Here is a 26,361-nt window from a genome sequence, read left to right on the forward strand (position 1 = left end):
GCCGACACCGGTTTCAGATGATGCCCGTAATTTCGAGAGCCTTTTCCGCAGCATTGGTACTTATGTCCTTTTCGCCCAGAATGGTGTATCTCTCGGGCCTTATCCTGTGGGCGGTTGATAACGCCTTAATCACCACAGTATCAGGTATGTTATAATCTTTAGCCCGGATGGAAAGCCCCATGCGTGAATATGCATTGGCAAGGACCTGCCATTCCCCTCCATGCAGAAACATTGAGACAACAGAACCCATGGCGCACTGCTCGCCGTGGATGGATGCACCGGGATTTGACATTTCAAGGGCATGCGCAAGCAGGTGTTCACTGCCGCTGGCAGGACGTGAGTTTCCTGCGATTGCCATGGCAGTACCGGAGGCCAGTATCTGTTTTGTCACAAGCCAGACTGATTCTTCCACTCCTTCCATGACCATATGGCTCTTTTCAAGGAGTTCCCTTGCAGCATACTCAGAAATAGCTGCGGCACTTGAGCTGTACTCTTCACCGTGCAGCCTGTTGGCAAGTTTCCAGTCCAGGAGGGCAGTGAGGTTCGATATGACATCTGCGGCTCCGGCCCTGAGGTACCTGAATGGCGCCCTGGACAGTATATATGTATCAGCTATGATGGCTATTGGCATGGAAGCTTCCTGAGATACCGTGAGCTTCTCATTCCTGATGGAGGCACGTGGAGATGCGATACCATCATGGCTCGGCGACGTTGGAACGCTTACGAACGGGACACCCATGTCGAAGGCGGATTTCTTGGCAAGGTCTATCTTTGTCCCGCCACCCACTCCAACAATAAGGCCTATGGAAAGATCTTTGGCCTCCTCTTCAATGTTCTTGAGATTTAATATGTCAGCCTTGTCTGCCTTGATGACATGGACTGAATAGCCAGAATCTGTTAAAAGCGTCTCTATTTCCCTGCCGGCCAGGTTATACGTGATATTGCCTGTAACAACCAGAATGGAACCGGCTCTCATGTATCTGCCAACCACTGGAACTATGTTCGGCAGAACGCCATGCCCCACATATACATCCCTGGGGAACTGCATGGTCTTGAATTTCTCGAATTCCATTTCGCATATCATCATGTACGTGGATATAAATCTTAACCTTGTGGGATTTAACGTTTGCCGTCTGTAGTTCAGATTTTCCAGCTAAAGATTCACTTATTGCCGAATCTGAATACGCCAACCGCCATACTGCTGTTGGAATATGAAGCATAGGAATCCCCGGTGATGGCTATCACTCCTGCAAGGACTCCATTGAACCCATCAATCTCCCGCTTTATTATATCCTCAAGGTTTTCAGTTCCAATCTGATGATATATGCTGTAGCAGAGGCTTCTCTTCATTATTTCCTCTCCGATGCCTGTTGCTACGATCGCCCCCTTTTCACCAGCGAACAATCCTGCACCCGGTATGGGAGAATCTCCCACCCTGCCTCGCATCATGGGAGAAGACCCCCCTGTAGAGACTGCAGCGGCAAATTTTCCGGAAACTCGTGCAACGGCACCAACAGTATCCTTGTTTTCTGGAATCCCGAAAATTCCAGCATATTTCATGTAAGACGCATATCTCTCGGGAATATCTTTTTCTGCACCGGATAAGATTTTCAAGGCCTTTCTGTAAAGCTCCTCAGTCCTGGGGGTCGACGGATCGTAATCCTCATATCCGATCCTTCTGGCAAATGCGACTGCACCGTCTCCTGAAAGCATTACATGGGGCGTTCTCTCCATTACTGCCCTTGCCACCAGTATGGGATTCTTCACTCTCTCAATATTCACAACTGAACCTATGGAGCCAGCCATCATCACTGCAGCATCCATCTGTATTGTTCCATCTATGCGCTTCACTGAACCGGTTCCAGCGTTGAAATCAGGATCGTCCTCCATCATCCTTACGGCTTCCACCACACTGTCCAGCGCCCCTGACTGCCTGAAGGACTCACGGGCATATCTTTCAAGCCGTGGATTATAGGACCGATCTGAGCCTGCACCTGAGTGGATAAGGAGAACATCTTCCATATGGGGTCATCCCGAGCTTTTATAGAATTTTTGCCAGCTCAAATTTGCCGGCTATGAGCAAAGAAAAGTCAATGCCTGCGGATCGTTCTTCGGTTCTCAGGACATGCCTGAACCTGATTGCCTTGGCACATACGCCTGTATAGCGCAAATGAAGCTCGCAAGTGTTAAATAGATTTTTTATATGTGCGACAGCAGCCATCTATCCCATATAGGACAACAATTCCAGGATGGTTAAGGGCTCGTAGTCTAGCGGTATGATGTCTCCCTGACACGGAGGAGGTCACCGGTTCGAATCCGGTCGGGCCCATTTACTGCTATAAATGAGTCTTACTTTCTTATGAGTAAAAGGAAAATTTGACGATTTAGCTAACAAACTCACAGTCAACATCGAGTTAGTTATTAGCCCCACCTTATGCAATATTGAATCTCGGCACCATCCCCAAATTAATTCAAAGTTCCAGAACCATGTTTATCTTAGGGAGAAATTGAACTTGGGGTATTTCCCTTACGAAATAATTTTATTCCTCTTTCTGTACTTTAAAAGTCCTGTCAGCAAATGACAGCAATTCTGACAAATCGACCTTAATTCTGTATTTGACTGATAATTGACCCTTTTTGTTCAGCGAAGGCTCTTTCTCTATTATTCCTGCAATAACAAGGATATGCAAATGTTTTTCGATTGACGAACGATGCCTGTTGAGTTTTCCTGCAATCTCTCCAGGATTGGCAAATCCATTGGAAATTGAGTCCAGAATTTTAAGTCTTACAGAAGATGCAAGAGCTGAAAATAATTTCTCTTCACTGATGTAATCTCTCATGCAGTTTACCTTTTCTTTTTCATGCCTTATAGCGATACCGTTATAATTATTACCGAAAGGTGAAAAATGGCTGGAAAATGTGATATATAAAAATCCAATCCAAAGATGATATTCATGAAATATGAACTTAGTTCTAACTTAAATCTAATGTGCCTCAAATCTCTCAAAGGTCCTTTAACTGCTGAACAGACGTTTGATATGCTGGAGAATAATCTCTCCACACTAAAGAAGAAAAAGTTCTATGGGTTATCGAAACTGGAAAATAACAAACTAACGTATTTAGCGTGTGTTAAAATTGAAGATGGCGATAATATAAACGCACCCGGACTCCAGGAAGTACATCTGCCAAAAGGAAATTATGTCAGAGAAAGAATTGCAGACTGGAAGAAAAACCTGGGTCAAATACCGTTAATCATCGATAAAGTATCTGCTGATAATTTAGTTGATCCTGAAAGGTATATTATCGAATTCTATAGGAGCGAGAAAGAGCTTTTTCTGCTGATACCAATCGAATGACTTGTTTCTGACTTCTTTCATAAATTAAAAACTTAGTTTTGCACAAATATTCATGAGGACTCTGCAAAATATCTGCAGTTATAAGATTACCACAGTTTACAGTAACTTTATGAATTCCTCTACAGTAAGGTCGCACTGCCTAACTATTGCTCTGAGAGTACCCTTTGGCAATTCATCATGGTTTGGAATTGCCACCCTCTTTCCATCTGATTCCCTCTTCAGTATCATATGACTTCCAACCTGTCTCCTGAATCTAAATCCAACCTTAGAGAGAGCTTTCACGGTATCTTTTCCAGAAATAGAGGGAAGTTTAGGCATTGAGTTCAATGTTTCCAATGATATCAATATCGTGGGGAATGGTCTCTCCATCTGCATTCATGTCGTCAATAAACCCCTGGATGGCTTCCTTTATGTTTGACATGGCCTCTTCTACCGTGCGCCCGTCAGATATGCACCCAGGCAAAGCTGGAACTGTAACCACATATATTCCATCTTCATCCTTCTCCATGACTACTGTAAATCGCATTATTTTTATAATAGAATAATAGGTATAAACCTTTGCGCTTCAGTTGAAACTCTGAGTGAAACAATAGTCTCTCAATATGTTGAATAAATCCGGTCGGGCCCACTTTAAGTATTAAACGAATACTTTATTAATGATTCTAGACTATATGCTATATGACTTATAAACCGAAGTATGACGACCTAATGGAAAACCCGAAAATAAGAAGATGGTTTGAGAATCTAAAGGCTAAATCAATACTTACAGCAACGGTTTACCGAAGAACTTTAGGTTATTATTGTGAATTGGAGAAAACTACACCTGAACAACTTCTAACCGATATGGAAAAGTTAGAGTTCAGAGATACTTTCTTGGATTTTGTTAGAAGATTAGAGAAAGAAGGGAAAGCAGGGTCATATATTGTAAGATTTAAAAAGGTCTTACGGTCTTGGGCTAAATTTAATGGAATCGATATAAAGTTAGATGTGAACATAGCAAATGAAAACGAAAGCCCAACGTTAGACAATGAAAGAGTGCCAAGCAAGGAAGAATTGAGCAGGATTTTAAGAAAAGCGACATCAAGGGGCAGAGTATCAATCTCTATTATGGCATTTTCAGGTTTTAGACCTGAAACATTGGGCAATTATGAAGGCATTGACGGATTACGATTAGGGGATATTAAAGAGCTTAAGATTTCAGATGAAATAGAGTTTACCAAGATTCCAGCCACAATAATGGTGAAGGGGAGGCTAAGCAAGGCAAGAAACCAATATTTTTCGTTTATTGGAGAGGAAGGTATAACGTATATCAAGGAATATTTGGAGGAGAGAAGGAAGAACGGAGAGGAGCTAACCTATGAATCCCCTTTATTGCAGTTCGATGTAAGAGGCACAAAGAAGAATGATTTTATGCGGACTATGTTGGTAACGAGAGACATCAGAGAAGCAATAACCACAGCAGGTCTAAAGATGAGACCTTACGTTTTAAGGGCTTATTTCAGCACAGCCTTAGACATAGCGGAGAGCAAGGGCTTAATATCGCACCCGTGGAGGCAGTTTATTATGGGTCATAAGGGCGATATAGAGGCAAGATACAGCACAAATAAGAGGCTACCGCCAGATATGATAGAGGAGATGAGGGAAAGTTATCGTAAGTGTTTAAAATTCCTTGAAACGAGAATATCCGATGTTTCAGAGGACAACGCAAAGCTATTCTTACAGCAACAGCTCTTATCGGCAGTGGGCTACAAGCAGGAGGAGATAGACAAGTTAGACCTTTCAAGCGTGAGCAATGAGGACTTTCAGCAGTTGTTAAGGGACAAGGTAGCAGGTGCGATGAGCGACAACGGAGCGAAGCAGAAGGTCATACCTGTAAACGAAATAGAGCAGTATATCAGCGATGGATACGACTTTGAAGCAGTATTGCCGAACGGAAAAGCGGTAATGAGGTTGAGGTTTTAGTCCTTTTTCATACACTTTTCATATAAGAATGCGTAATCAAACCATAAAGCATAGCTTTTTTTTCGTTTCTTGTGTTGAGCTTTTATAATTTCTGACAATAATTCAACATCGTTTTCATTTGAAAAATCTAATATGCCTTTCCGAGCAGGTTTCCCGTATGGTTCATAAGATGTTTCTAAAAATACTGATTTTATATCTTCCAAAAGCCGAAGAGCAGGACCACCATAATCAATTATAATCCCCACGTCAATTAAATCCTCAATATGTTTTATTGCGGTCTTTGAGTTCATTTTACTTTTTACAAGTTTAGTAATCTTATATTGACTCATTGTCTTATCAGCAGATAGCATAGTATTGATGATTTCCTCGCAGTAAGCACATGAATAGTATTCTACCCACGATAAATATATGCTCATAGGTATAGTAATGGTATTAACCATATATATTCTCTCATTGAATTACAAATAGATAAGTATGGTCGAACACGTTGATTTGATTTTGGTTAAAAAAACATCAATAAAACACCTTAAACATAGCTTTGCTAAGAAATTCCCAAATCCCCCATCCTACCAATTCTCTTATCTCTGCCAGACGTGGTTTCAGGAGAGGAGCTTGTCGGTGCAACCGCTATTTTGATGGATTTGCTGGATAGAGAAACCCATAATAATATTGGAGGTGAAATATAATTATGATGGAAGCATTTAGCCGCCCCAGACGTAAACACGGACGTGTCGCAGTTGTGAGTGTGGCAGGCTTATTCGCTTTACTCGTGGCTATACTTCTAATACCCGTGTCTTTGGTAGGGGCAGTAATAACGAGTTGGATTATTTTTTGTATTGTTTTGAGTATTCTATGGAGAGCGCAGTTTGTGAGCCCGCAAAAAATACAGAATGAGATTTTAGCTATTGCAGATGTAAAACTAACGTGGCACGAGGACGAGAGCGGGAGGGGCTGGCAGAAGGACAGAGAAACAATATATGAAGGGAAAATGGACATAAACGAATATCTCGAAAGAAAGGGACATAATCGCATTATAGCAGTTATGGGGGCTTCCCGTTCAGGTAAAAGTCAATTGGTCTATAAATTAATCCAATCCTTATCAGAAGAAAAGAAAATAATTTTTATGTTTAAGGCAACAGATGATTACACAAGGTTAGGCTATCCTACACTCTATATCCACAAAGCAGTTCCTAATGTTTTTATAAGTCCAGAGGCAGTGGCAAGGGCGTTTATAACGGCATTTCCAATCAGCGCGAGTATGCAGGGCATAACCGCTTCAACAGTCAGAGGTCAGGTAAAGCAGATAGCGGAAAAGAGCAAAAATTGGCAAGATTTCAAAAAGATATTGGAGGATATGCTAAAATCCGAAAGTGAAAGCATTACCAAAGGAGCATTAAAGTTCATACAGAACAATTTGCCAATCATATATCGGGAAAATGTTTTGAATTATGAATTACCCAATACTTGTGTAGTTGATTTTGAGGGTTCAGAGAACACCGAGGTAGATATGCAATTTTTCAAATTCTATGCAGAGTTCTTGCTTAATCAACTCTCTAAAGAGGTATGGAACAAGAGGCAAAATACTTTATTCGTAATAGACGAGGCTCATTTATTGACAAAATCAGGGTTTTCTATAATACCAGAGATGTCCGCTCTCATTGGTGCAAAAGGTAGTATGATACTAGCTTCTCAAAGAATAGCGGATTTGCGAGGACAGGCATTAGATAACTGTAAAACACAATTCAGCTTCAAACAATCTGGCAAGGAGAATTTAGACGAGGTAAGTGCCATTAGTGATTTATTCCACCAAGTTGTAGCTCAAATGCTCTCTACTTACGAGTTTACGGACATCGGGCAGGATAGACCCGACCAATATGTGATAATATATAGATTGCAGAACCCAAAACCGAAGTTATATTCCGTGAAGGAGATTACAATAAACAATAATGACAGCAAAGGCAAAGGGAGTTCCGAGGAAGAGAGGAAGGAGGATATAGACTATCAAAAAGTTATCTTTGAATTTCTATCACAGGCAGGAAATATACAGGATTTGGGAAAGCGTTTTGCCGAGAGATATGGTGGGGAGGGAGAGAATTATCGTTTAACTTTATATCGTAAGACATTGCCGATGCTTTTAAAATTAGAGAAAATAGACGTGAAGGAAGTTAATAACGTAAAATTTGTAAATGATAAACCTGACATCAAAGACACAAAAATCTATTTCCGAAACGGAGAAAATCCATCTGGGCTTCATACTTATCTTGTGAATCGAACGGCGGACGTGATTTATCATAAGGGAATTAATCCGAAAATACAACCATCGGGTATTAGCACGGCAGATATTGAAAGCGATAAATATGTTTTTGAGATTGAAACAGGGCTTAAAAACGATATCTCGGACATCAAGGACAGGATAGCCTATTATCAGAAACAGGGCAAGGAAACAATTATCATCGTCCCAAACCAGAGTGAGAAAAAGAAGTATGTTGAGAAATACCCAGACGTAAAAGTGCTTACTTTGCCCGAATTACAGGAGGAAAAGCTATGAATATCGTGGGGAAGCAGAATTTTAACTATAAACATAGGCTTATCATTCTATCCTTATTGTTCATATTTTTTAACTTTCCTATCTTTTTCCAACAAGTTCCGTGGAACACATTACCACAATACACATTCGTTCCGAATTGGCTCTTTTACCCACTCATTTTTTCTTTTGCCATCGCTTTTATTGACATTATTATCTGGTTTGTAATTATGATTTTTTTGGAAGTTTTAGGTATTGTAGCGATGGTCTACGCTTTTTCTTTTACAGGGCTTTATTCTTTTTCGTGGGTATCTCTGGAAAACCCGATATTGCAAAGTTCTATGAGTATTAGTTTATTAATTATTGACGTGGTTTGGTATTTTGACTTCTATGAAAAAAGTTCTATGACATTCATGTCATGGCATTGGCCTTATTTATCTTTCCTTCATTGCCATTTCTCTTCAGCCTCTCCTTCTGAACATTCCTGAGCACATTCATGCGATCTTCCAGGGTGATGGTCTGGGAGGGCTTTACTGCCCTTGATCTCATGGATGCTATCTTCCTCTCTGTCAATGTATCTATCTGGTCAACGAAATGCTCTCCCTTCTTCAGCATTGTGTAAATGGTCTCAAGCAGTATCCTTGCAATTGCAACAATTGCACGGTTCTTCCCCAATCTCCGTACAAGGCTGAGATACTTCTTCCTCATCCGTTCGCTGTACTTGATGACAATATGTGCTGCATTCACCATTATGAATCGGAGCATGGAGGGTCCATGCTTTGATATGTGACCCTTTATGTCACGATTCCCGGACTGGTCCTGCCTTGGAACAAGGCCTGCGTATGAAGCAAGCTTCTCCTTTGAATCGAATCTGGATATGTCATCTATCTCTGACATGATTGCAGCTGATGAATATATGCCCATACCGGGAATTGTCATGAGGAGATTCACGTTCCTGTCATTCATGACAGATCTGGATATCTCATCCTCCACCATGGTCTCTTTCCCCATCAGGTATGCTATCTGATCCAGCAGATCAGCGAGGACGAATCTCTGGGCAGTGGAAATGCTATCCACTGATCCCAGAATGCATTTCATCCCCTTCTTTCCGAATATGTCAGTTGCATCAATGCTTATGCCTGCAGATGCCAGGATGGCATGAACCCTGTTCTTGATCATGGTTATGGCCTCTCCAAGTGACCTTCTGTACCTGACGAGTGATCTCAGATCATCAGAGTACCTGGAGGGGAGATGCACCTCAGGGAGTTCCCCTAACCTCAGGAGCTTTGCTAATTTGTAGGAATCCTCCCTGTCGTTCTTCTTCGCAGTCCTGAATATGAGTGCCAGTGTGGACGGATCTGCCATATGTGTGTGGAATCCCATGTCCCTGAGCTTCCGGGCAACATACTTCCCAGTTGTGGATACCTCCAGGGCAATCTCAGTATCCGCAACAGCATATCTTGCCCTGAACCCCTCCCATGATGATGCGCTGTTGCCCATATCATACTGTTCATTCACATTCCCCTCATTATCCATTTCCGTAACAGATACGGTACGTTTATGTATATCAAGTCCTATGTATATCCAGACCACCTCCAGTGGTTTGTGTGGGAGCATGAGTCGGAGTAATCTCGACAGCCTTCTATTCACCCTTGTTTCAGGGTATTATGTCGAGGCGAAGGGCAGCAAATCTAAGTTGCGACCTCGCAGGTCAAGTCTAAACTCTGCTGCCTCTCCGGCTCTCACGCTAACATCGTCATGAAAGCGTGGCCAAAAGAACTTTTTTCATGACATCTTATATCCACCAATCCACGCTTTGCTTACAAGAACATATTGGACTTCACCAGAGGATAGAGCGAGGAAAAAATACGAGAAAAAATTTAAATCAAAAGAAGAAGAGCCAGGCAACGAAACGGCAGAAAGAGAGCCTGTAATGATACACACTAAAGAGGAATTGGCACGATTACTGAATTTATGGCAACAGAAGTATGCTCAAGCAACAACAGAGGAGGGAAGGAAATTGGCTAATGAGAAAATTCGAGAATATCAGACTGAGTTAGAGAAGCTGAAAGCAAAGAGCGGGACGACCCCCGAAGAAAGAGCGAAGCTCACGCAAGGAGGTGATAATGAATGAGCATAAGAGATTGGTTCTTGAACCGTCAGATAAAGAAGATGCAGAAAGATAATAAGAAGAGGACAGACGCATTAGATGATTTTGTAAAGTGGACGGCAGGCTATAAGGAAGAAGACGAGGAGGAGGTTAAAAAATGAATTTAGATTACAAAACAAAGATAAAAATAAGAGAGATACTTTGCGAGGAGCGGGAAGCTAACCGCATTAATATGCTGGGAGAGCAAATAGACGACATAGTATATCGTGAAATTGAGAAAGCGGTAAATAAGCAGGGGAAAGAGACTCGGAAAGGAGGTGATAAAGAATGAGCGAGATAATGGAAATGGAAGCCGTTAATGTGAATGAATTACGAGAGCTAAAAAAGAGGGCAAGGAACGCAGAATACGGACACAATCCTGTATTATCGGTTATGGCAATGCAACAAAATATGTATCGTGAATTCAGACAGGAATTGGCACAAATCAAATATGAACACCCCAATAGTGCAGTAATAGGCAGGAAATCAGGAAGTAGGGTAGAGATAGAATATCGTCTATTTAGGAAACCGAAAATCCGTATTGACGAGGGAGGCGAGGAAATTGCCATCTTTTGAAATCAGAAAAAAAAGAGATTGCGTGGCTTAAGCTTATTATCTCTATTTTTGCAGTTTTCTTTACATATTTTCTGGCTTTCCTAATGATTATTGTTCGTGTATCCGTGCAGGACGCTACAACGAATAGCCCAGCGTCTATTACAGGAATGTGGATTGAATTAATTGGAATTACTTTTCTTTGGTCTTTCATTGCAATAGCTGTATGCTCATATTTCATCAGAATTATTGTAGTTCTTAAGACAGAGGAAATGGAGGTAAATCTATAAATATCTATCTTTTCAAATATAATAAGTGAGAGTATGAAAATACCCAATGCACCGAAGGGAAAACTGATTAGTTTTCTCATAACAATAGAATGGTTCGAGGAGGGAAGGAGAAAGCACGTAGTCTTGCACGTTAAGGAACACAAAAAAGGAAGGTATCACGCAAGGATTTCACACTTTATAGGTGAGAAAAATGGAAGCTGAAAGAAATGGGAAGGAGAGAAAAAACGACATAAAAACGATGAAATGGCGGACGGAAAATGAATTACACACTTTGTTATCTTTTGGAGCAGGGTCAGTGATTACGATTGAAAAGGAGCTTTTTACTCCTTCTGTATTTTCCGAGATACGCTATGGCGAGAGGGAGGGAATAGGCATATATTATCCTGTATATCGGGACGGCAGTTGTGCAGAGGCACAATACATTAAGTTCTCATACGCAAAATACGGAAAAGAGGACGTTGTCGTATTGGAAAGAGCCAGCAAAGAGGAAATGCAAGAATACGATAAGGAACGCTTAGGACATTTGTTAAGGCGATGAAATGAAGTGTAGAATATGCAAGGTCAGGATAGATGACGAGGAAGCAGGGATAACAGCGGTCAATAATTCAGGGCTATGCGTAGAATGTATGCACACCACCCTCTTTTTAAGCTCGTTGTTGCGAAAATAACGATTTCTTAGGGAGCGTGGCTTTGCCACCGCCACGTTTCCCCGATAAAGTTTATATCCTATTTTTCGTTATATTTATGGTGGCAAAATGCAAGAAATATACCCTCTAATACACATACACCAAAGAGGCCATCTATTCCTTATCGGCTCAAGGCTCAAGGAGTGTTGCCCTATGTGTGAGGAGGAAGAACAGCAAAAAAAGCGTCTAAACGCTATATTGCGAACAGAGAAACCAGCACAGACGAACGGATAGAAACAACAACAAAAAATCTATTGTTTTCGTGGTGCTTTTATATTTTGCTCACCATTCCCTTTTAATTATTCCAAGTTATATAACCGAGAATATGCCCGTATATAATATATGAACATCAAGATATAAATATATATCCATATCTTACATTGTGCATTTCTTTTCAGCTATATTCCAAGTAATATGACTATCTTTTACTTTGCTTCAATATTCATTGCAGATACCTTATTATATCTTTTCTACCCAATATTATTGTGATTGAATGGCTGAACAAGAAAACACAGACGAACAAAAGCATACCGAAGGTATGCTACAAGTGGAAAAGGACGTTCTCATAGGAGAGGAGCTACAACTCTCAAGTGTAGAAAAAACGAAAATAGAAAGGGAAGGTCAGGAGGCAGAGCTATATATCTATTACGCAAAACGGACTTCTGACGGACAGATTGTATCTTTCTATGGCTCATCAGTATTGAACGAGCAATACGATTTAGGCTATCTAAAACCTGATACCTTTTTCGTATTGGATAAACTCATTAGCAGGAAATCAGGGAACAGCTACTACAAGGCAATCATATTGCACAAGGCAGAGGTGAGTAAGTGATGCACATAACTACATTTCATATAGAGCCAGAAAACGTGGAATTCGTGGAGGAACTCACAAAGCACAAGGAGTTATCACGTGTCCTGAATTTTCTCATATCGCAATATAAGGAGAATAAAGGATATGTAGACCCACACACGAAAATAGAGCAGTTAGAACGGCAGTTAAAGGCCAAGACAGAGCAATATGAAGCAATGCGGAAGGAGGCAATGAAATGAAGGAATACAGAATAAAGTGTATGTTTTGCGGAACGCCATTATGTCAGTTAGAGGAAACGGAGAATTGGTATTGTCCGAAGTGCAGGAAATGGCTCACACTATCAGCCAGCAGAGTATCCAACAGACATTACGTTAGTAAAAGACCAGCTAAACGACCACGTAAGCTTAGCACGTGAGAGCCACACGTGCCCCCGTGTGTCAATACACGGGGCGCTTAATGCCCTCCTTATTTCCTTTTACTTTTTATTTCAGACTTCTTGAAAGAAGTCTACAAGAACTATAATTACGGACTTCTCGTGAGAAGTCCACAAGAGCAATAAGCCCCCGCCTCGCTACGCACAAGTGCGAAGCACAGGGCACTCTGCGACACGCCAACCTCCTGAACGGAGGATTTGGCTTTCGCTACGGCAAAAATTCACCCCTCCTTTGTTCGCTTCGCTCACAAATTCCCCCCCTCTTTTTGCCTTCGCTCGTCTCGGAGGTCTAATCAGGTATAGGCACGTGTACGCCTTCGGCGTTCACTTGTTGCTTCGCAACAGCCTATTATCCTGATTTGTCCAGCCCTTCGGGCTGTCCACCGACCCCCCGTGCCCTGTGCTTCGCACCCACCCGTGCTATGCACGTGTGGGCTACGTGTCCCTTCGGGACACTTCGGGTCTTCACTTCGTTCAGACCTGCTACGCTCGGCGGAGGAGGGGGTTCGCAGGAAAGCCCTTAAAATTTCAGATTTAATAATACGGGCTTTCCTTTGCGACAAACTTCTTCAAAAGAAGTTTGAACAAGAATAAGGGTGGTTTGGTCCCTATTTTTATGAGAAAATAAAACCCCATTACTGACACAAGTATGATAGTCCGACTCGGAAAAATCATATCTTAAAAAATGTTTACTTACTCCATTTCTTGATTTTCAAAAAAATAAAAAAGTATAAAAAATAGTGATTATTGTTTCATTATCCCCCATTTTGCTTGGCGGCTGGCATGTCCAAACTTACTTCCTCAACCACAAAATCCGCATCAGTCATTTTTTCACCTCCAAATTTCAATTTGAATAATCTTATTTAAAGATTATTTAGTTTTTGTTACTACATAAGCTTATTACATTGTAATAGTAATTATAATTAATGAAGGTTAAATCAGTTTCCGAAATTCTAATATATCCACCAGATAGGATTGTTGGGGATCTATGGATTGTTAGGAATTGGGTCACTAAAAGAAATTATAAGGTAAGTTCTCCAACTTTGGCAATACTTTTATATTGCAAAATTCCACATACTGTGGGAGATATTCTAGATTTCTTTTATGAGAAATATGGAATCAAAAATGAGCTTATTCATCTTGGACTGAAAAAACTTATGGCAACTGACCTTTTACTGGAAGTTAAACAAGAAATGGATGGTTCTAATGAAGTGTTTGGTTTAGAGTTTGATAATTGGTATAAACATAATTGGTATATGGCGTTACTTTATCATCTAGTGTCTTATGATTATCCCTTTATCGAGGATTATGTTGCAAAACAACGGATGATTAATTATAGTAGTCAAGAAATTGATTCTAACAGATATAAGGAATATAATTCGCAGGTTTCGTATGACATCCCCAAAGCTACAGAGGTGAAAATACGAGAAACTAATACCTCTAAGCAAAAATGTGTCAATTTTGCCGATTTGCTTACGATGGCATCACTTGGTTATACAAGAGTTGGGAGCTTAAGAGTTTATTGGAATGGAGACCCACTAATATTGAGAACCAGTCCATCCGGGGGGTCCAGACATCCTACTGAGACATACATTGTAGCGATAAATGTGGAAGGTTTGGAGTCTGGGTGGTACCACATTTCTGTTAAAGATTCCAAACTTGAACAAATAAAAATTGGTGGAACAGACCCAGATGACCTAAGACTTCTTTTTCCTACAACATATGTGCGACCCGATTTTCATGTTGATTTAATCTTAATATTTACCAGTATATTTGAGAGAAATATGTATAGATATCGAGAACCTAGGACTTTCCGAACTATACATATGGACGTGGGACATTTAGCGGCGACAACTGAAATCATATGTGAAAAGTTAGGATATAAGTATTTAGTTCAATATTCAGCTAATGATGAAGGGATAGAAAAATTTCTAGGATTAAGCCCATTGAAAGAAGGCTATATGGCATCTATGGCTATAGGAAACTAGAGGAGATGAAGTTTTGAAAACACTTGAAAATATTAAATGGAAAGAATTGACAACTATTGATAATTTTACTGAACCATCTAGACTTATTATTTCAAATCCTTTACTTTATAAGAGAATAAAAATTAAATTAGACGCATTCATAGAATTTCTTTTATTTAATCAAATGGGAAATTCTGATTTAACCATTTTTTCATATTTAAGAGAAATAGGGTTTTTAATTAATACAAACGAGGAGCCAGAAACAGAGAACTTGGATAGCATCTTACATTGGTTTAAAAGAGGATGGTACGATTCATTAATTTATTATGTGTGGTCTAAAAAGGTGAAATTCATTGACGATGAAGATTATTCAGGAGACCTAAGAAGAGGTTTGATAAATGCATATTTAAGTGAAAATAGTTTGCCGGATAGGATTGTCGAATCCCTCGAATTTACAAAAATTAAAATGCCAATACCTAAAAATGTAGGTCTAGAAGAGGTAAACTTAAAAAATGTACTCTTAGGCAGAAGAACGACCAGAATTTTTCAAAATGAATCAATGAAACTAGAGGATTTTTCTAGTATTTTATGGAATGCTCTTTCAAGAGTTAGGCACGTTAGAAACCTCAGTTATGAAGACCCTTTAGATTATTTTGCAAGCCATGGAACAGAATTTGATTTTTACGTGATTGCCTATAATATTAATCACTTACAAAATGGGATATACCTTTATGACGTAAAGGACCATTTCCTTTCCGAATTAAAGTCTGGAGATTTTAGAGAGGAGATGATACATAATTTATGGTGGCATCAAGCACCAAAAACAGCTAATCTTACTATCCTTTTCGTTACTGATTTTGAACAATACCAATGGAGATATAGGCATGAAAGGGCACTTAGAAACATATTCATAGAAGCGGGAAGAATAGCTCAGAGATTGATATTTGAAGCGGAGCGAATGGGGTTTGGTTCGTTACCAACACCCGCAACTAGAGATTCTTCATTTGACAAGATGCTTAGTTTGAAAAGGAACAAACAATTTGTATTGTATACGATAACGGTCGGAAAAAAACCTTCACCTTCTTTACTTATGGACAACACCTCCAGCAACATATTAAACTTGCAATGGGTTAATGAGATTTAAAATTTAATGTAAATTATTTATGACTAATATGAACCGCGATATTAGAAACTATATGTTTACTGCTTCAAGTATTTCTCTATCTCGAATAGCTACTGCCATCTTTTATATTAGCATTCTGTGGGTCTCTTTTACGGTCACGCATTCCCCGGTCTATACTGGAATTGCCGACGGACTTGTTACGTTACCATTATTTTTGAGCTTTGCTGTGGGCTCTTTTGTGGATAATAGTATACATAAAAAATTTATAGCAATCCTGTTTTCTCTTATTCGGGCTTGTTCAGTGGTGCCTTTATTATTCACTTTTCTCTTTAACCAAAAAGCGTTCCTTATTATCTTTCTATTCTTGTTCGCATTTTCGGTTGGACTGACATCTGATTTTATTAACTCCGTTAGAGCAGTCTGGATAAAGAAATTCTTAAAAGAAGGAGAGAAAGTAAAAAGATACAGGGCTTTTTCAAATATTTTATACAACATTTCAGAAGGATTAGGTTACATTTTAGTAGGCTTTTTAATTTCAACAGGAGTAACGTTTACATTAATATTTGTATTACTTATTTACCTGACCTCAACAATCCCAATTTCTCTCATCAAAGTTTACGAAGAACCTAAAAGACACCAGCTAAAGGCTGGTGCTAGAAAGTTAAGTGACCCTTTGAACTTTATAAGAAAATCTCCAATAGTTTTAGTCCTTTTTACAGAGGGATTTCTGGTTAATTTTATATTCGGTATGTTTGGAGTTTTGACTACTGTAATGGTGGTTAGAATATTCCAACTACCAGCGTTGTACCTCTCTGTTATATATCTTATACTTACGTTAGGGATTTCCATAGGATCCTTTTTAGAAAGAAAGGAAGGATTTCCGAGATTGAACAGAGTCTTTTGGTCAATAGCTGTATTGGCGGTAATGCTTATAGCACTAAGTTACATTACTCAATTTATATACGTTCTTCTGCCTATGTTTATAATTGGGATATCTATGGGGGTTAGTGAAAGTATAATTTTCTCCGAATTCAAAATAATGTTCCTGAAGAGATAACGGGAACAATTCAAGGTTATTATAATAGCCTTGCTACTGGCTTAACATTTTTGTCTGCACCAATAACCGGAATTTTGGTGCAGTTTACTGGCTATCATAATACATTTTTCTTAATTTCAACCTTTTCACTAGCAATAATATTAATAATTATTTGGAGGCGAACAATTACCCATGTCCATAGAAATTAGGAAATTATCTATTGAGGATCTAGAAACTCTGATTGAAGTTGCTAGAGAATCATGGAAATGGACTTACGCAGGCATATACAGTGAGGAATATATCGAGAGTTGGATAAGGGAGAAATATTCTAAGGAAAAACTGCTAAATGAAATAGTAAGATCTCAATCTAACCTTGATATATTATTCCTCGGAGCTTTTGCAGATTCGACGTTAATTGGATTTATTGAATTGAAGATTATTGCTAATAAAGCTGAATTACTTCGCTTATATCTTAAACCGGAATACACGCACAAGAAGATTGGAAAAACATTACTGTTAGAGGCAGAGAAAATTATGAAGAAAAAAGGTATTCTGGAATGCAGACTATATGTTCACAGACAAAATTCTGTGGGATTTTCGTTCTATTATAAGAACGGATTCAAGGTTGAGGATACTGATGGAAGCGATTTTATAATGGAAAAAAAATACGAATCATAATTTATAGAAAATTCTTCTGGGCCAAATTCATATGTTCATTTAATGGACACCATGTTACTCATACAAAAGAAGACTTGCCTACAGTTGTAAATGGGACTCTACCTATCTCTAATATTACAGGATTTGCTTAAAAGTTTAAACGGGCTCGGTCGGGCCCATAAATATAACCATGTTCATATAATTATATTCCTCAAAGCTTAAAACTTTCCTCTCTTATTGTATTTTCAAGAGAAAATCTATTGAACGGAATCCAAATCAATATTTATTAAGTATACCATAATGTATACACTATGGATCAAGAAGTCCAGATGGACATTAAAGATGTGAGATTAACTGTCGAAAAGCACCTTAAAGATTTGGGTATTGAGGGGCCGGCTAGAATTGCATCCGCAAAATTCAATCAGGGTTATTGGAGTGTTGTTGTTGTCTATTCAAGAGACATAGAAGTTGGAGATAAGAAACAAAAGACAGGTATAATTGCCGCATTGGAAATCAATGATACCACCGGAAAAGTTGAGGCGTTCAAAGAGAACCCAACATAAGGACGCTTTTTCACATGGGATTGATCATTGATCAGATTGAAATTAAGGGCACAATCAAGAGTGTCAAAGTCTCCGCTCTGATAGATTCTGGAGCTGAAGGAAACTATATCAGTGCTGTATTGCCCAATGGAATCAGGCCAGAACAACTTGGATTTGTATCTTACGGTGAAATTCCCGTTTCAATTCCAGGGTCATCCATCAGAGAATTGCACGGTTCCCTGACATTCGAGAGTCTAAAACTGAACGGGGTTATCCTTTCTGAGCCGGAATTCATAATTCTCGAAAATATAGATTTTCCAGTCATAATTGGAGTAGAAATACTTCAAATGATTGGACTGAAACTGGACTTCAGAACCGATACTATGCAGATCTGAATATCCAGTTATTCTTAAAATAACAAGAAGAAACCAATTTTCATTTTCGTTTAGCTTCATTTAAAATATGCCAAAGTTCGGCTTGAATTACATAAAATGGATTAAACATAATTGTATTACTCGAGACCTGTAATTTTTTCATGAATTTTTCCGGTCCTGTAGCATTTTTTATATGCGAAGATTTCAATTAGAAAAATATGGCTAAAGGCACTGGAAGACGCAGGCGATCATCTGCAGTGACATACTTCCTGGTTCACTAAACTACAGGTATTTTAATATTGCTTGAACCATTTGTTGGTTCAACAATGGAAATACGCCAGTTAAAGGAAAGTGATGTTGAATCGGTCATTGAAGTGGCCAGGTTAAGCTGGGAATGGACATACCAGAGCATATATTCCCATGAATTCATAGAATCATGGATAAGGAAGAAATACGCAAAACATGCAATTTCTGACCAGATCACGCGATCTGCTTCCGGCCAGAATGGTATTTTTCTTGGGGCTTTCCAGAACAACAAACTGATAGGTTTTATTCATGCAGTTGTAAATGATTCTGAAGCAGAAATTGCCAGGCTCTATTTTCTTCCAGGATTCACAAGACGAGGATTTGGTTCTGAACTGCTAAGAACGGCAGAAGAGATTCTATGTTCAAGAGGCGTGCGCCGGGCCAGACTGTATGTGCAAAAACAGAATAACATAGGAATTGTATTCTACCGGAAGCACGGCTACTCCGATGCAGGCTACTGTGATTATGATATTGAAATGGTGAAAAATTTCCAGGACTGTCATGGAATTTAACGAAATTGAGCGGGAAATCCCTTCCGAAAGGGAGGGGATGAAAGTGAAACCTTTTTTCTGTTCTCTTGAAATATTACAATACTCACCAGCAGACAGAATGGAAGAAGGTCGGATAACATGTGGCTCCATGCGTGCCTGTTTCCGTAAAGTCCAATGGCTGAGCATGGAGATCAAAGTACCTCCGGACCGGGGGAATGCATGCCTGTGGAGGTTCCGCCGGTAACCGTGGAAGCAGGAAGCCCCTTTCGAAGGATAGGGGAGGAGGTCACTTTGCATTGAACAGGATGGTAGACGGAAGCGCCATTAAATGAAAATTTCCTTATGGACTGCCTGTCATGAAGAATAGATCACATCAGTTCAGGTAAAACCGTGCTTCACCAGGTTGAAGAATGACTTCTCCATGACCCGCCTGCTCATCAGGAGCCACCCCATCAGCCCATATGAGAATATTACTGCTGCAATGCCGAAATTGATTAGAAAAATTCCTGTTATGGACAGGATGATATATGCTATGACAAGTGGCAGAAATACTATGAATGTGCCTTCAGACAAACTCCCGCCAAATGTTCTGGACTGGACCTTTATGACATTCAGGTTGAGTATTGTTGCATAAACAAAAAATGGGAAGAACAGAAGCAGCGGAACTGCCATTGCTATGGCAAAATCCCTAAATGGCAGAATAGACGGACTTGAGAAATATGTGTAAATCAGATAAACAAATACTGGCGATGAAACACCTGCTAGGAAAAACAACCTGCCGGAAACATAGTTCCTGACCGCAAGGTGGGGTTTTACAGTGTTCCATCCGATCCATATCCTTTCGTTTATTATTGAATAAAACAGAATAAAAGTGATCAGGAACATATAGTACAGCATTACAAACGTCGAAATTCCTGAACCAATGAAAGGGAAATAGAAAGTAAAGAGAATGAGTGCGATAAAAAGCACCGAGGACACAACCATCATGCTTGCCAATGTTATTCGGCCCAAACCTGTCCTTCCTGAAACTGGGTTTAACCTTGTTGCTGTAAAAGCTATTGTTGTGGAAAATTTCAGCAGTGGGTTCCGTCTGGACCATCCGCCAAAATTTATTGGGCGTTTTACATTGTTCCTGACCGTTACATTCCTGAAGTGAAGGGCTGCGTCATCCCTGTTCAGTATTGAACTCCAGGCAATGGCCAGTGCGACCACGAGAACCGCAAGTGCCCCAATCAGGGAAAACTGCCAGTAGTTGCCTGAAATATTTGAAATTGCCAGGGGAAAGCCAATAAGCCCGAGAATGCCGAGACCTGCAACCAGGATGAGCAGTATATTCGTATCCCTTATCCGCCCGAATAGCCTGAGAAGGAATCCAATGATGGATATTGCAAGAATCAGCAGGGAGAAAACTGCCGTTGCGTATGACGGAACAATTGCTGTTGAAAAAAAAGAAATTGTGGAGAAAATTAGCAATGAAGGAAGAGACATCAACATAAGAGAATAAATTGAGAATGCCTTAGAAAGAGAGGAAGCGCGTGCTCCGTAATTCGCCATGAAATCCAGATCTGATTTCACAAATACATTTCTGGCAAATAACTGGAAAATGTAAAATTCAATTACTGTAAGTATTGAAACTATCAGTATCCTGTAATCAAATGGTACTAATTTGCCAATCCTTATGAATAGGGTATCAAATTCCAGCAGGGCCAAGCCTGAAATCAGGTACACTATGGCCAGTATGATAAGCTGGGTATCTGGAATTCGTGACTTGATCAGAAATTTTGTGAAGCCTGGCCTCATATGTCACATCATCCTTCCAAGCCTAGCTTCTATGGTCTCTCCTGAGCCCATGTCAGTCTCGATCTCGCCAATTGTTCCGGCCCATTTGATCCTGCCTGAAGAAAGTATCATTATTCGATCCGTAAGGCGGGAAGCTGTTGACACCACATGTGTTGAAAGAAGCACTGTAGCTTCTGTTTTCTTCACAAGCCTAACCACGGTCTCCTGTACGTTCAGATCAAGATAATTCAGGGGCTCGTCCATTATGAGCACCTCTGGATTATGGACAAACACCATTGCCAGTGCCAGTCTCTGGGTGTTTCCCCTGGAAAGAGTGTAAGCCTTGGAGAGCCTGAGGTGTGCAAGATCGAAGAGATCGATCATCTTCTCCGTGGCTGATACGACGTCATCAACTCCCCTGAGAAGCGCTGAGTACTGGATATTTTCCTGCACGGATAGAAGCCTGTATGGCGAGGCATCCTCAGGGAGGTATCCAAACCGCCTCTTTATTTCCCTCTTCTCCGGGTTCTCCCCCAGCATGCGAACTTCTCCAGACCTTGGCCTGAGAAGTCCGGTTGATAGCTTAAGTGTTGTTGATTTTCCCGCCCCGTTTGAGCCGATTATGGAGATCTTATCCCCTTTTTCCAGACTGAAAGATACATCCTGGAGGACATCAGCATCGCCATAGGAAAAGGATACGTTCTGGAATTCCACTACTGGGGTCATTGATATAGAACGGTCTCACATAATAAAAATATTGTTCTCAGGGCGGAAGTGTGTTGCACAATTCAATAGGCATGTGTCATCTCTCTTAGAACGTTGTAATACTGCACCTTCAGTGCAATCTCCTGAACTATGTAATCAGGCCTGTTGGCCTTGATTACCTCACCCATTGTCCTCTTGAGGCCTGAGAAATATATCTCCACATGCCATCTTTTTCCATAACCAACGGATTCCTTCCATTCCTTTTCTGAGGTCCTCCGGATCTGTCTGACTATTCTTGCCCTGGCAGGTGATCCCCTGCTCCTTGTGGATGCATTCTTCCTTGGGGGTATTATTGTATTCTCCCCGAATGTATTGTATATTGACTTTGAATCATAACCCTTGTCTGCAAATATCCTTCTGATCCTTTCTTTTACAGATTTCAGCAGTTCCTTTCCAGCCTTTGCATCATGCACATGTTCATCTGTGATGGCAAATGACATCACTGAAACTTCATTTATGGATATGACAGCATGAAGCTTTGACCATCCTCTCCTTGCTTTCTTCCATTTTGATCCAAGATAATCACCCCTGATGGTGATCTTGAAGCCTGTGGAATCTATTGCACAGTCCACAGGCTTTCCCTGAGAATTGGGAATTGAAGGCACAATCTTTCTTATTCTTCGGAATATGCTTGTGTAGGAGACAGCTGTTATTCCGGTGATCCTTGCAAATATCCTGGCAATTCCCTCCAGTGACCTGAAGGGAATGCTGTACATTGCCCTGAGTTTTGCAAGGAATGTTATGAATGCATTTGGCGTCCTGTAGGGATGTCCTCTCTTTCCCCTGTTGTTATCTGCAAGGAGCAGCTTCCAGTCCATGAGGAATGACGGATCAAGGAGATCCTCAATCCTGTCCACCAGGGACCTGTTGTACCTGTCATACCTTCTGTCCGAACCGATCCAATATCTTCTTTTGCTTCTATTGCCTGTAGCAGTGATTGGCTTTGGTGTCATACAAACCAATCACTCCCCTGTATTTCATTATACAGGGGAATTATGCAACACACTTTCAGGGCGGGAAAAAATCATGCCCTGGATTTCGATTCAACGAATATGGATGAGCCCCTGTCATACAGAATCGGAGCCACTTTAGCCGATATGCCGAAGTTGATGTTCTGGAGATCCTCTGAAACCTTCCTGACATCCACGTCCTGCCTGACAAGGATTTTCATGCTTTCCCTGGAATATACCACCATGGAATTTTCAGGGAGATACGGCAGCATCTTCACGTCGGAAGTTATTGTTGCCACCAGATCCATTTCTATCTGCCCCGTTCCGCTGACCTCTCTCTGCAGGAGCCTGAAACCGCTTGGATCTATTAGAACACCTATTCCACTGCTGTAGCCGTTTTCAGAAAGTTTTCGGTAAGCATCCGTGACTCCCAGGGAGATGCTGCCGGACTTTGACCATTCCAGTCCCGGCATACGTGTGCTCCTCTTAACAAGGGAAAGCTCATGTTCAGCAACAACCGATTTCAGCAGCATTGCCCTGAATGAATGCAAGGCCCTGTCTCTTTCCATTTCAAGCAGGCTGTCGCTGGAGCCTTTTTTAACCGAGAAACCATGAGAAATGTAGGATAGCGTGAAGAGTTTCTCCGGATCATCTGCCACGGCAATACCATCCTGCCCCCATGGAACAGTTGCAAATGGAAGTCCCAGCAGATCTTCCACATGCATATCCTGTTTCATTGATTCCTTCTGGCCTTCCCTGTGAGCTTCATGATGCTTCTCGCCCTCCAGCCCAAGTTCAGCACTTTCTCCCAGTAAGGTGGAGGCCTCAGCCCAGCCTTCCCTTATCTTCCTGAAATCTTCAGGCGCATACTGGTAAAGAAGGCGCATGAATTCGCCGAAATGCGTGACCTCCTCCTTTGCTATGTCCTCATGAACCTTCTTGAATGGACCGTCTGGCATGATCCTGGCCTGCTGAAGATAGAAATTAATTGCGTCCAGCTCTGCCACAAGTGCCAGCCTTATGGACCTTACGGTTTCCTCATCATCCAGCTTTTCTTTTCTTACCAGTTCTGACGGATCCTTTGAAAACATGATTTAACATGCTATTTTATTATATAACTATTGATATTTCATTCTCCAATACACAACGCTGCCCCCAAAGATACTGAACAGAAATTTGGAATGGTGGTAATTTGCTCAATATATGTATCCCGGGACTGAAGTCAACAAAATTAACTTTAAGTGATTGCGAACCCTCGTTTCCAGGCAGAAGAGCCTGAAGCCTGTGCGGCATATCGTTGCCTTTCCCTCATTGGAGATTCTGGAATTTCACACAAATCGTTATACATGCGGAACAAGTTGCATTGAAGATTTCCAGAATCTTATGAAGGCTTTAACCGTATACCTGGGGCAAATTACTGCGTCTGCCTGTTCGAAAGTGCTGTCCTGAGCTCAGCGGCCGACTTCATGATACGCTCCCTTTCCTGATCATTTTCACACAGTGGATCATTTAGAAAAGCCTCAGCCTGGCTCAGATGGTTGGAGGATGAAGCATAATCCGATCTGTTGTAATAGATCACTGCCAGCTCAAGCTCGGCCTTCGCTCCGTCAAGGATCCTTTCCGGATTGGGGTAATCCCTGTCTTCCTTCACCTTTGCCTCAAGCCTGGCTATGTCCTCTTCGTTTCCTCCTGCCTGAGGCTGCCCCACTGCACCCCTAACTTTCCGGTTGTAATTTGATCTGACCAGGGAATTTATTGCCATGCTGACCACAAATATGCCCAGGATGCCAAAGAAATAGTCATTTGAGGGGAAATTCGGGACATAAACTGAGGCCAGGTACAGTCCAAGGTAGCCAACAGCCAGGACAATGAGTGACAGATACCTGTATATGGGCGGCATCGGTTTTACGTTTGCAAGGCCAGGGTTGCTCTTGTAGAATTTAATGTAACGCAGCATTGAATCCGTTTCCCTTGTTCTGGGGCACATTGGATCCTCAAGAACCTTCTGAGCATCATCCATCATCTCCTGGGCCTTTGGACTGTTGCCTGCCTGGTTGTAAAGCTGGACAAGCTGCAGCTCCAGCTTGGCTATTGATGCGCATTTCGAGCCATCTGAAGATGTCATTTTAATATTCTCAAGCCTGTACTCAAGCTGCTGAATTTTCTGTTCTAATCCCGCCAAACTGATTTGCCTCGCTTTCTTTTTCCACGACAGCGCGTGGACATGGGTATATGTCTTTCCTCATTGAAATATCTTGTCAAGCTTCCTGCAGTTGCCAGCATATGCCACATGCCCTTCAATTGATGGGTTTTCCTCGGGTCTCCGGAGCCAGTATCATGGTAACAGAAAGGCCTATGAATTCAAATACTGCAAAGAAGATAAGCCCGTACGTGAGGCTGAGATCGCTGAGGAACAATGGAAATGCGAACACCCCAAGAATGGCACCTATCCGCGATGCTGCGGTTGATATCCCCATGGCGGTTGCCCTCAACCTTGTGGGAAATATCTCAACGGGATAGAGATAAGTTATGTTTGTGGGCCCTATATTATGGAAGAAATGCATCAGTGCAAAGGCCATGAAAACATAAGCAAATGGGAGCGCCGATCTCAACGATATGAAGGCAAAGACCAGAAGTGATACTCCTGCCAGTGCGAATCCAAGGCTTTCCAACCTCTTTCTTCCGAATCTGTCTATGGAATAGAGGCAGAGGAGAGTGCCCACTATGACCGGTATCTCTTCAAGCATTGTTGCCAGAATTGTGCTTGTATATGTGCCTCCTGCCGACACGAAGAGTGAAGGAGTGTAGTTCCAGACACCATAGCTTGACACATCATATGCAAGCCATGCAATTGATGTGAACATGATCAGGGGGAGATACCTGCGAAGTTCACCAAATGACGTCTTTCCCTCCTGTATCTCCGGAACCGATGCTCTGCCATATCCGGCTTCACGCGCCATCCCGCCTACTACCGCCTCCGCTGAAACAGCATTGCCGTTTTTCACAAGCCAGTAAGGGCTCTCAGGCATGGAACGGCGCATGAAAACAACCATCAGCGGAATCACAGCAGCTGTGATGTACATGAGCCTCCACGCCATATGGCCTGAAAAAATGACTATTGGTATGGATACAGCGTAGAAAGCAAGGGATCCAAGAGTCCACGAGAATATGTTGAATACCAGGTATTTTCCCCGGCTCTTTCTTGGGGAAAATTCTGCCTGGATCGACGAGCTGATGGGATAGTCCGCACCTATGCCAACACCGGCAAGGAGCTGAAAGATGAAGAAAGCAGTGAGATTCCCTGAAAAGCCAGTCAGCACAAGGAAGAGGGATGTGAGAAGCAGGTCATATGTGTATATCCTCTTCCGCCCCAGAGAATCTGATATGCGGCCAAAGACGATTGAGCCTGCAAACATTCCCATGTAGATCGATGATGCTGCAAAGGACACGAATATAGCCTTATCGAGAAAACTGCTGCTCAGGAAAAGATAAGCACTGGAGAATATTGAAAGGGCATAACCATCCATGAACACGCCCATGGATGAGAGGACGGTGATCACCTCAAGTTTTCTCGTTCTCCCTATCTGATCGAAAGCAACTGTTTCCAA

General features: G+C 41.3%; 30 protein-coding genes and 1 tRNA gene. 18 read left to right on the plus strand and 13 right to left on the minus strand.

Annotated features, from left to right (window positions below):
* Positions 1–13: 13 nt before the first annotated feature.
* Together RE469_03120 and RE469_03125 are read right to left on the minus strand one after the other, a co-directional pair.
* Complete coding sequence (locus RE469_03120; protein WMT45193.1) at positions 14–1,072, minus strand: NAD(P)-dependent glycerol-1-phosphate dehydrogenase; 1,059 nt, start codon at positions 1,070–1,072, stop codon at positions 14–16.
* A gap of 89 nt (positions 1,073–1,161) precedes the next feature.
* Positions 1,162–2,022, minus strand: coding sequence for an isoaspartyl peptidase/L-asparaginase (locus RE469_03125; GenBank protein ID WMT45194.1), 861 nt, complete (start codon positions 2,020–2,022; stop codon positions 1,162–1,164).
* Positions 2,023–2,257: 235 nt separating this feature from the next.
* Here RE469_03125 and RE469_03130 point away from each other — a divergent pair.
* Positions 2,258–2,329 (plus strand) — tRNA-Val (locus RE469_03130).
* A gap of 211 nt (positions 2,330–2,540) precedes the next feature.
* On the opposite strand, the gene RE469_03135 is transcribed toward RE469_03130, so the two are convergent.
* Positions 2,541–2,840: a helix-turn-helix domain-containing protein gene (locus RE469_03135; protein ID WMT45195.1), complete on the minus strand. Its 300-nt coding sequence runs from the start codon at positions 2,838–2,840 to the stop codon at positions 2,541–2,543.
* 114 nt (positions 2,841–2,954) lie between these two features.
* Between RE469_03135 and RE469_03140 the strand changes: the two genes are divergently transcribed.
* Positions 2,955–3,356: a hypothetical protein gene (locus tag RE469_03140; GenBank protein ID WMT45196.1), complete on the plus strand. Its 402-nt coding sequence runs from the start codon at positions 2,955–2,957 to the stop codon at positions 3,354–3,356.
* 96 nt (positions 3,357–3,452) lie between these two features.
* Here RE469_03140 and RE469_03145 read toward each other — a convergent pair whose 3' ends face one another.
* Entirely contained in the window at positions 3,453–3,674 is a 222-nt protein-coding gene (locus RE469_03145; GenBank protein WMT45197.1) for a type II toxin-antitoxin system HicA family toxin, read from the minus strand.
* On the minus strand, positions 3,667–3,882 hold the full coding sequence (locus RE469_03150; protein ID WMT45198.1) for a type II toxin-antitoxin system HicB family antitoxin: 216 nt from the start codon (positions 3,880–3,882) through the stop codon (positions 3,667–3,669). The genes RE469_03145 and RE469_03150 overlap by 8 nt, the downstream gene beginning before the upstream one ends.
* A 152-nt stretch (positions 3,883–4,034) precedes the next feature.
* Between RE469_03150 and RE469_03155 the strand changes: the two genes are divergently transcribed.
* A complete protein-coding gene (locus RE469_03155) occupies positions 4,035–5,318 on the plus strand; it encodes a site-specific integrase (protein ID WMT45199.1) in 1,284 nt (427 codons plus the stop codon).
* Here RE469_03155 and RE469_03160 read toward each other — a convergent pair.
* Positions 5,315–5,608, minus strand: a complete 294-nt coding sequence (locus tag RE469_03160) for a hypothetical protein (protein WMT45200.1) — start codon at positions 5,606–5,608, stop codon at positions 5,315–5,317. The two genes, RE469_03155 and RE469_03160, sit on opposite strands and share 4 nt — an antisense overlap.
* A gap of 398 nt (positions 5,609–6,006) precedes the next feature.
* On the opposite strand from RE469_03160, the gene RE469_03165 reads away from it, so the two are divergent.
* Positions 6,007–7,866: an ATP-binding protein gene (locus tag RE469_03165; protein WMT45201.1), complete on the plus strand. Its 1,860-nt coding sequence runs from the start codon at positions 6,007–6,009 to the stop codon at positions 7,864–7,866.
* Positions 7,867–8,253: 387 nt separating this feature from the next.
* Here the strand turns inward: RE469_03165 and RE469_03170 are convergent, their stop codons facing one another.
* On the minus strand, positions 8,254–9,459 hold the full coding sequence (locus tag RE469_03170; protein ID WMT45202.1) for an IS110 family transposase: 1,206 nt from the start codon (positions 9,457–9,459) through the stop codon (positions 8,254–8,256).
* Positions 9,460–9,658: 199 nt separating this feature from the next.
* Between RE469_03170 and RE469_03175 the strand changes: the two genes are divergently transcribed.
* From RE469_03175 to RE469_03240, 14 genes are all read left to right on the plus strand, one after another.
* Positions 9,659–9,976 carry a hypothetical protein gene (locus RE469_03175; protein WMT45203.1) on the plus strand — a complete coding sequence of 106 codons (318 nt, stop codon included), beginning with the start codon at positions 9,659–9,661 and terminating at the stop codon, positions 9,974–9,976.
* Positions 9,973–10,113 (plus strand): hypothetical protein, encoded by a 141-nt coding sequence (locus tag RE469_03180; GenBank protein ID WMT45204.1) that lies wholly within the window; start codon positions 9,973–9,975, stop codon positions 10,111–10,113. Before RE469_03175 ends, RE469_03180 begins: the two co-directional genes overlap by 4 nt.
* Positions 10,110–10,283, plus strand: a complete 174-nt coding sequence (locus RE469_03185) for a hypothetical protein (protein ID WMT45205.1) — start codon at positions 10,110–10,112, stop codon at positions 10,281–10,283. Before RE469_03180 ends, RE469_03185 begins: the two co-directional genes overlap by 4 nt.
* Entirely contained in the window at positions 10,280–10,567 is a 288-nt protein-coding gene (locus RE469_03190; protein WMT45206.1) for a hypothetical protein, read from the plus strand. Before RE469_03185 ends, RE469_03190 begins: the two co-directional genes overlap by 4 nt.
* A gap of 456 nt (positions 10,568–11,023) precedes the next feature.
* Positions 11,024–11,371, plus strand: a complete 348-nt coding sequence (locus RE469_03195) for a hypothetical protein (GenBank protein WMT45207.1) — start codon at positions 11,024–11,026, stop codon at positions 11,369–11,371.
* A gap of 641 nt (positions 11,372–12,012) precedes the next feature.
* Positions 12,013–12,351: a hypothetical protein gene (locus tag RE469_03200; GenBank protein WMT45208.1), complete on the plus strand. Its 339-nt coding sequence runs from the start codon at positions 12,013–12,015 to the stop codon at positions 12,349–12,351.
* Complete coding sequence (locus RE469_03205) at positions 12,351–12,569, plus strand: hypothetical protein (GenBank protein WMT45209.1); 219 nt, start codon at positions 12,351–12,353, stop codon at positions 12,567–12,569. The genes RE469_03200 and RE469_03205 overlap by 1 nt, the downstream gene beginning before the upstream one ends.
* A gap of 1,120 nt (positions 12,570–13,689) precedes the next feature.
* A complete protein-coding gene (locus RE469_03210) occupies positions 13,690–14,751 on the plus strand; it encodes a SagB/ThcOx family dehydrogenase (GenBank protein WMT45210.1) in 1,062 nt (353 codons plus the stop codon).
* A gap of 13 nt (positions 14,752–14,764) precedes the next feature.
* A complete protein-coding gene (locus tag RE469_03215; protein WMT45211.1) occupies positions 14,765–15,874 on the plus strand; it encodes a SagB/ThcOx family dehydrogenase in 1,110 nt (369 codons plus the stop codon).
* Positions 15,875–15,926: 52 nt separating this feature from the next.
* Positions 15,927–16,910 carry an MFS transporter gene (locus tag RE469_03220; protein ID WMT45673.1) on the plus strand — a complete coding sequence of 328 codons (984 nt, stop codon included), beginning with the start codon at positions 15,927–15,929 and terminating at the stop codon, positions 16,908–16,910.
* Positions 16,911–17,081: 171 nt separating this feature from the next.
* On the plus strand, positions 17,082–17,567 hold the full coding sequence (locus tag RE469_03225; protein WMT45212.1) for a GNAT family N-acetyltransferase: 486 nt from the start codon (positions 17,082–17,084) through the stop codon (positions 17,565–17,567).
* Positions 17,568–17,857: 290 nt separating this feature from the next.
* Positions 17,858–18,109: a hypothetical protein gene (locus RE469_03230; protein ID WMT45213.1), complete on the plus strand. Its 252-nt coding sequence runs from the start codon at positions 17,858–17,860 to the stop codon at positions 18,107–18,109.
* Between the two features lie 14 nt (positions 18,110–18,123).
* Entirely contained in the window at positions 18,124–18,483 is a 360-nt protein-coding gene (locus tag RE469_03235; GenBank protein WMT45214.1) for a hypothetical protein, read from the plus strand.
* Positions 18,484–18,761: 278 nt separating this feature from the next.
* Positions 18,762–19,280, plus strand: coding sequence for a GNAT family N-acetyltransferase (locus RE469_03240; GenBank protein WMT45215.1), 519 nt, complete (start codon positions 18,762–18,764; stop codon positions 19,278–19,280).
* Positions 19,281–19,637: 357 nt separating this feature from the next.
* On the opposite strand, the gene RE469_03245 is transcribed toward RE469_03240, so the two are convergent.
* The 6 genes from RE469_03245 to RE469_03270 form a co-directional block, all read right to left on the minus strand.
* Positions 19,638–21,059 (minus strand): hypothetical protein, encoded by a 1,422-nt coding sequence (locus tag RE469_03245; protein WMT45216.1) that lies wholly within the window; start codon positions 21,057–21,059, stop codon positions 19,638–19,640.
* A 3-nt stretch (positions 21,060–21,062) separates the two neighbouring features.
* On the minus strand, positions 21,063–21,764 hold the full coding sequence (locus RE469_03250) for an ABC transporter ATP-binding protein (GenBank protein WMT45217.1): 702 nt from the start codon (positions 21,762–21,764) through the stop codon (positions 21,063–21,065).
* A 62-nt stretch (positions 21,765–21,826) separates the two neighbouring features.
* The gene (locus RE469_03255; GenBank protein WMT45218.1) at positions 21,827–22,756 is read right to left on the minus strand and encodes an IS5 family transposase; all 930 of its coding nucleotides are present in this window, start codon (positions 22,754–22,756) and stop codon (positions 21,827–21,829) included.
* A gap of 71 nt (positions 22,757–22,827) precedes the next feature.
* Entirely contained in the window at positions 22,828–23,844 is a 1,017-nt protein-coding gene (locus RE469_03260) for an encapsulin (GenBank protein ID WMT45219.1), read from the minus strand.
* A gap of 323 nt (positions 23,845–24,167) precedes the next feature.
* Complete coding sequence (locus RE469_03265; protein WMT45220.1) at positions 24,168–24,935, minus strand: hypothetical protein; 768 nt, start codon at positions 24,933–24,935, stop codon at positions 24,168–24,170.
* Between the two features lie 115 nt (positions 24,936–25,050).
* A complete protein-coding gene (locus RE469_03270; protein ID WMT45221.1) occupies positions 25,051–26,361 on the minus strand; it encodes an MFS transporter in 1,311 nt (436 codons plus the stop codon).

It is taken from the genome of Cuniculiplasma divulgatum (genome assembly GCA_031200235.1).
Lineage (GTDB): Archaea > Thermoplasmatota > Thermoplasmata > Thermoplasmatales > Thermoplasmataceae > UBA509.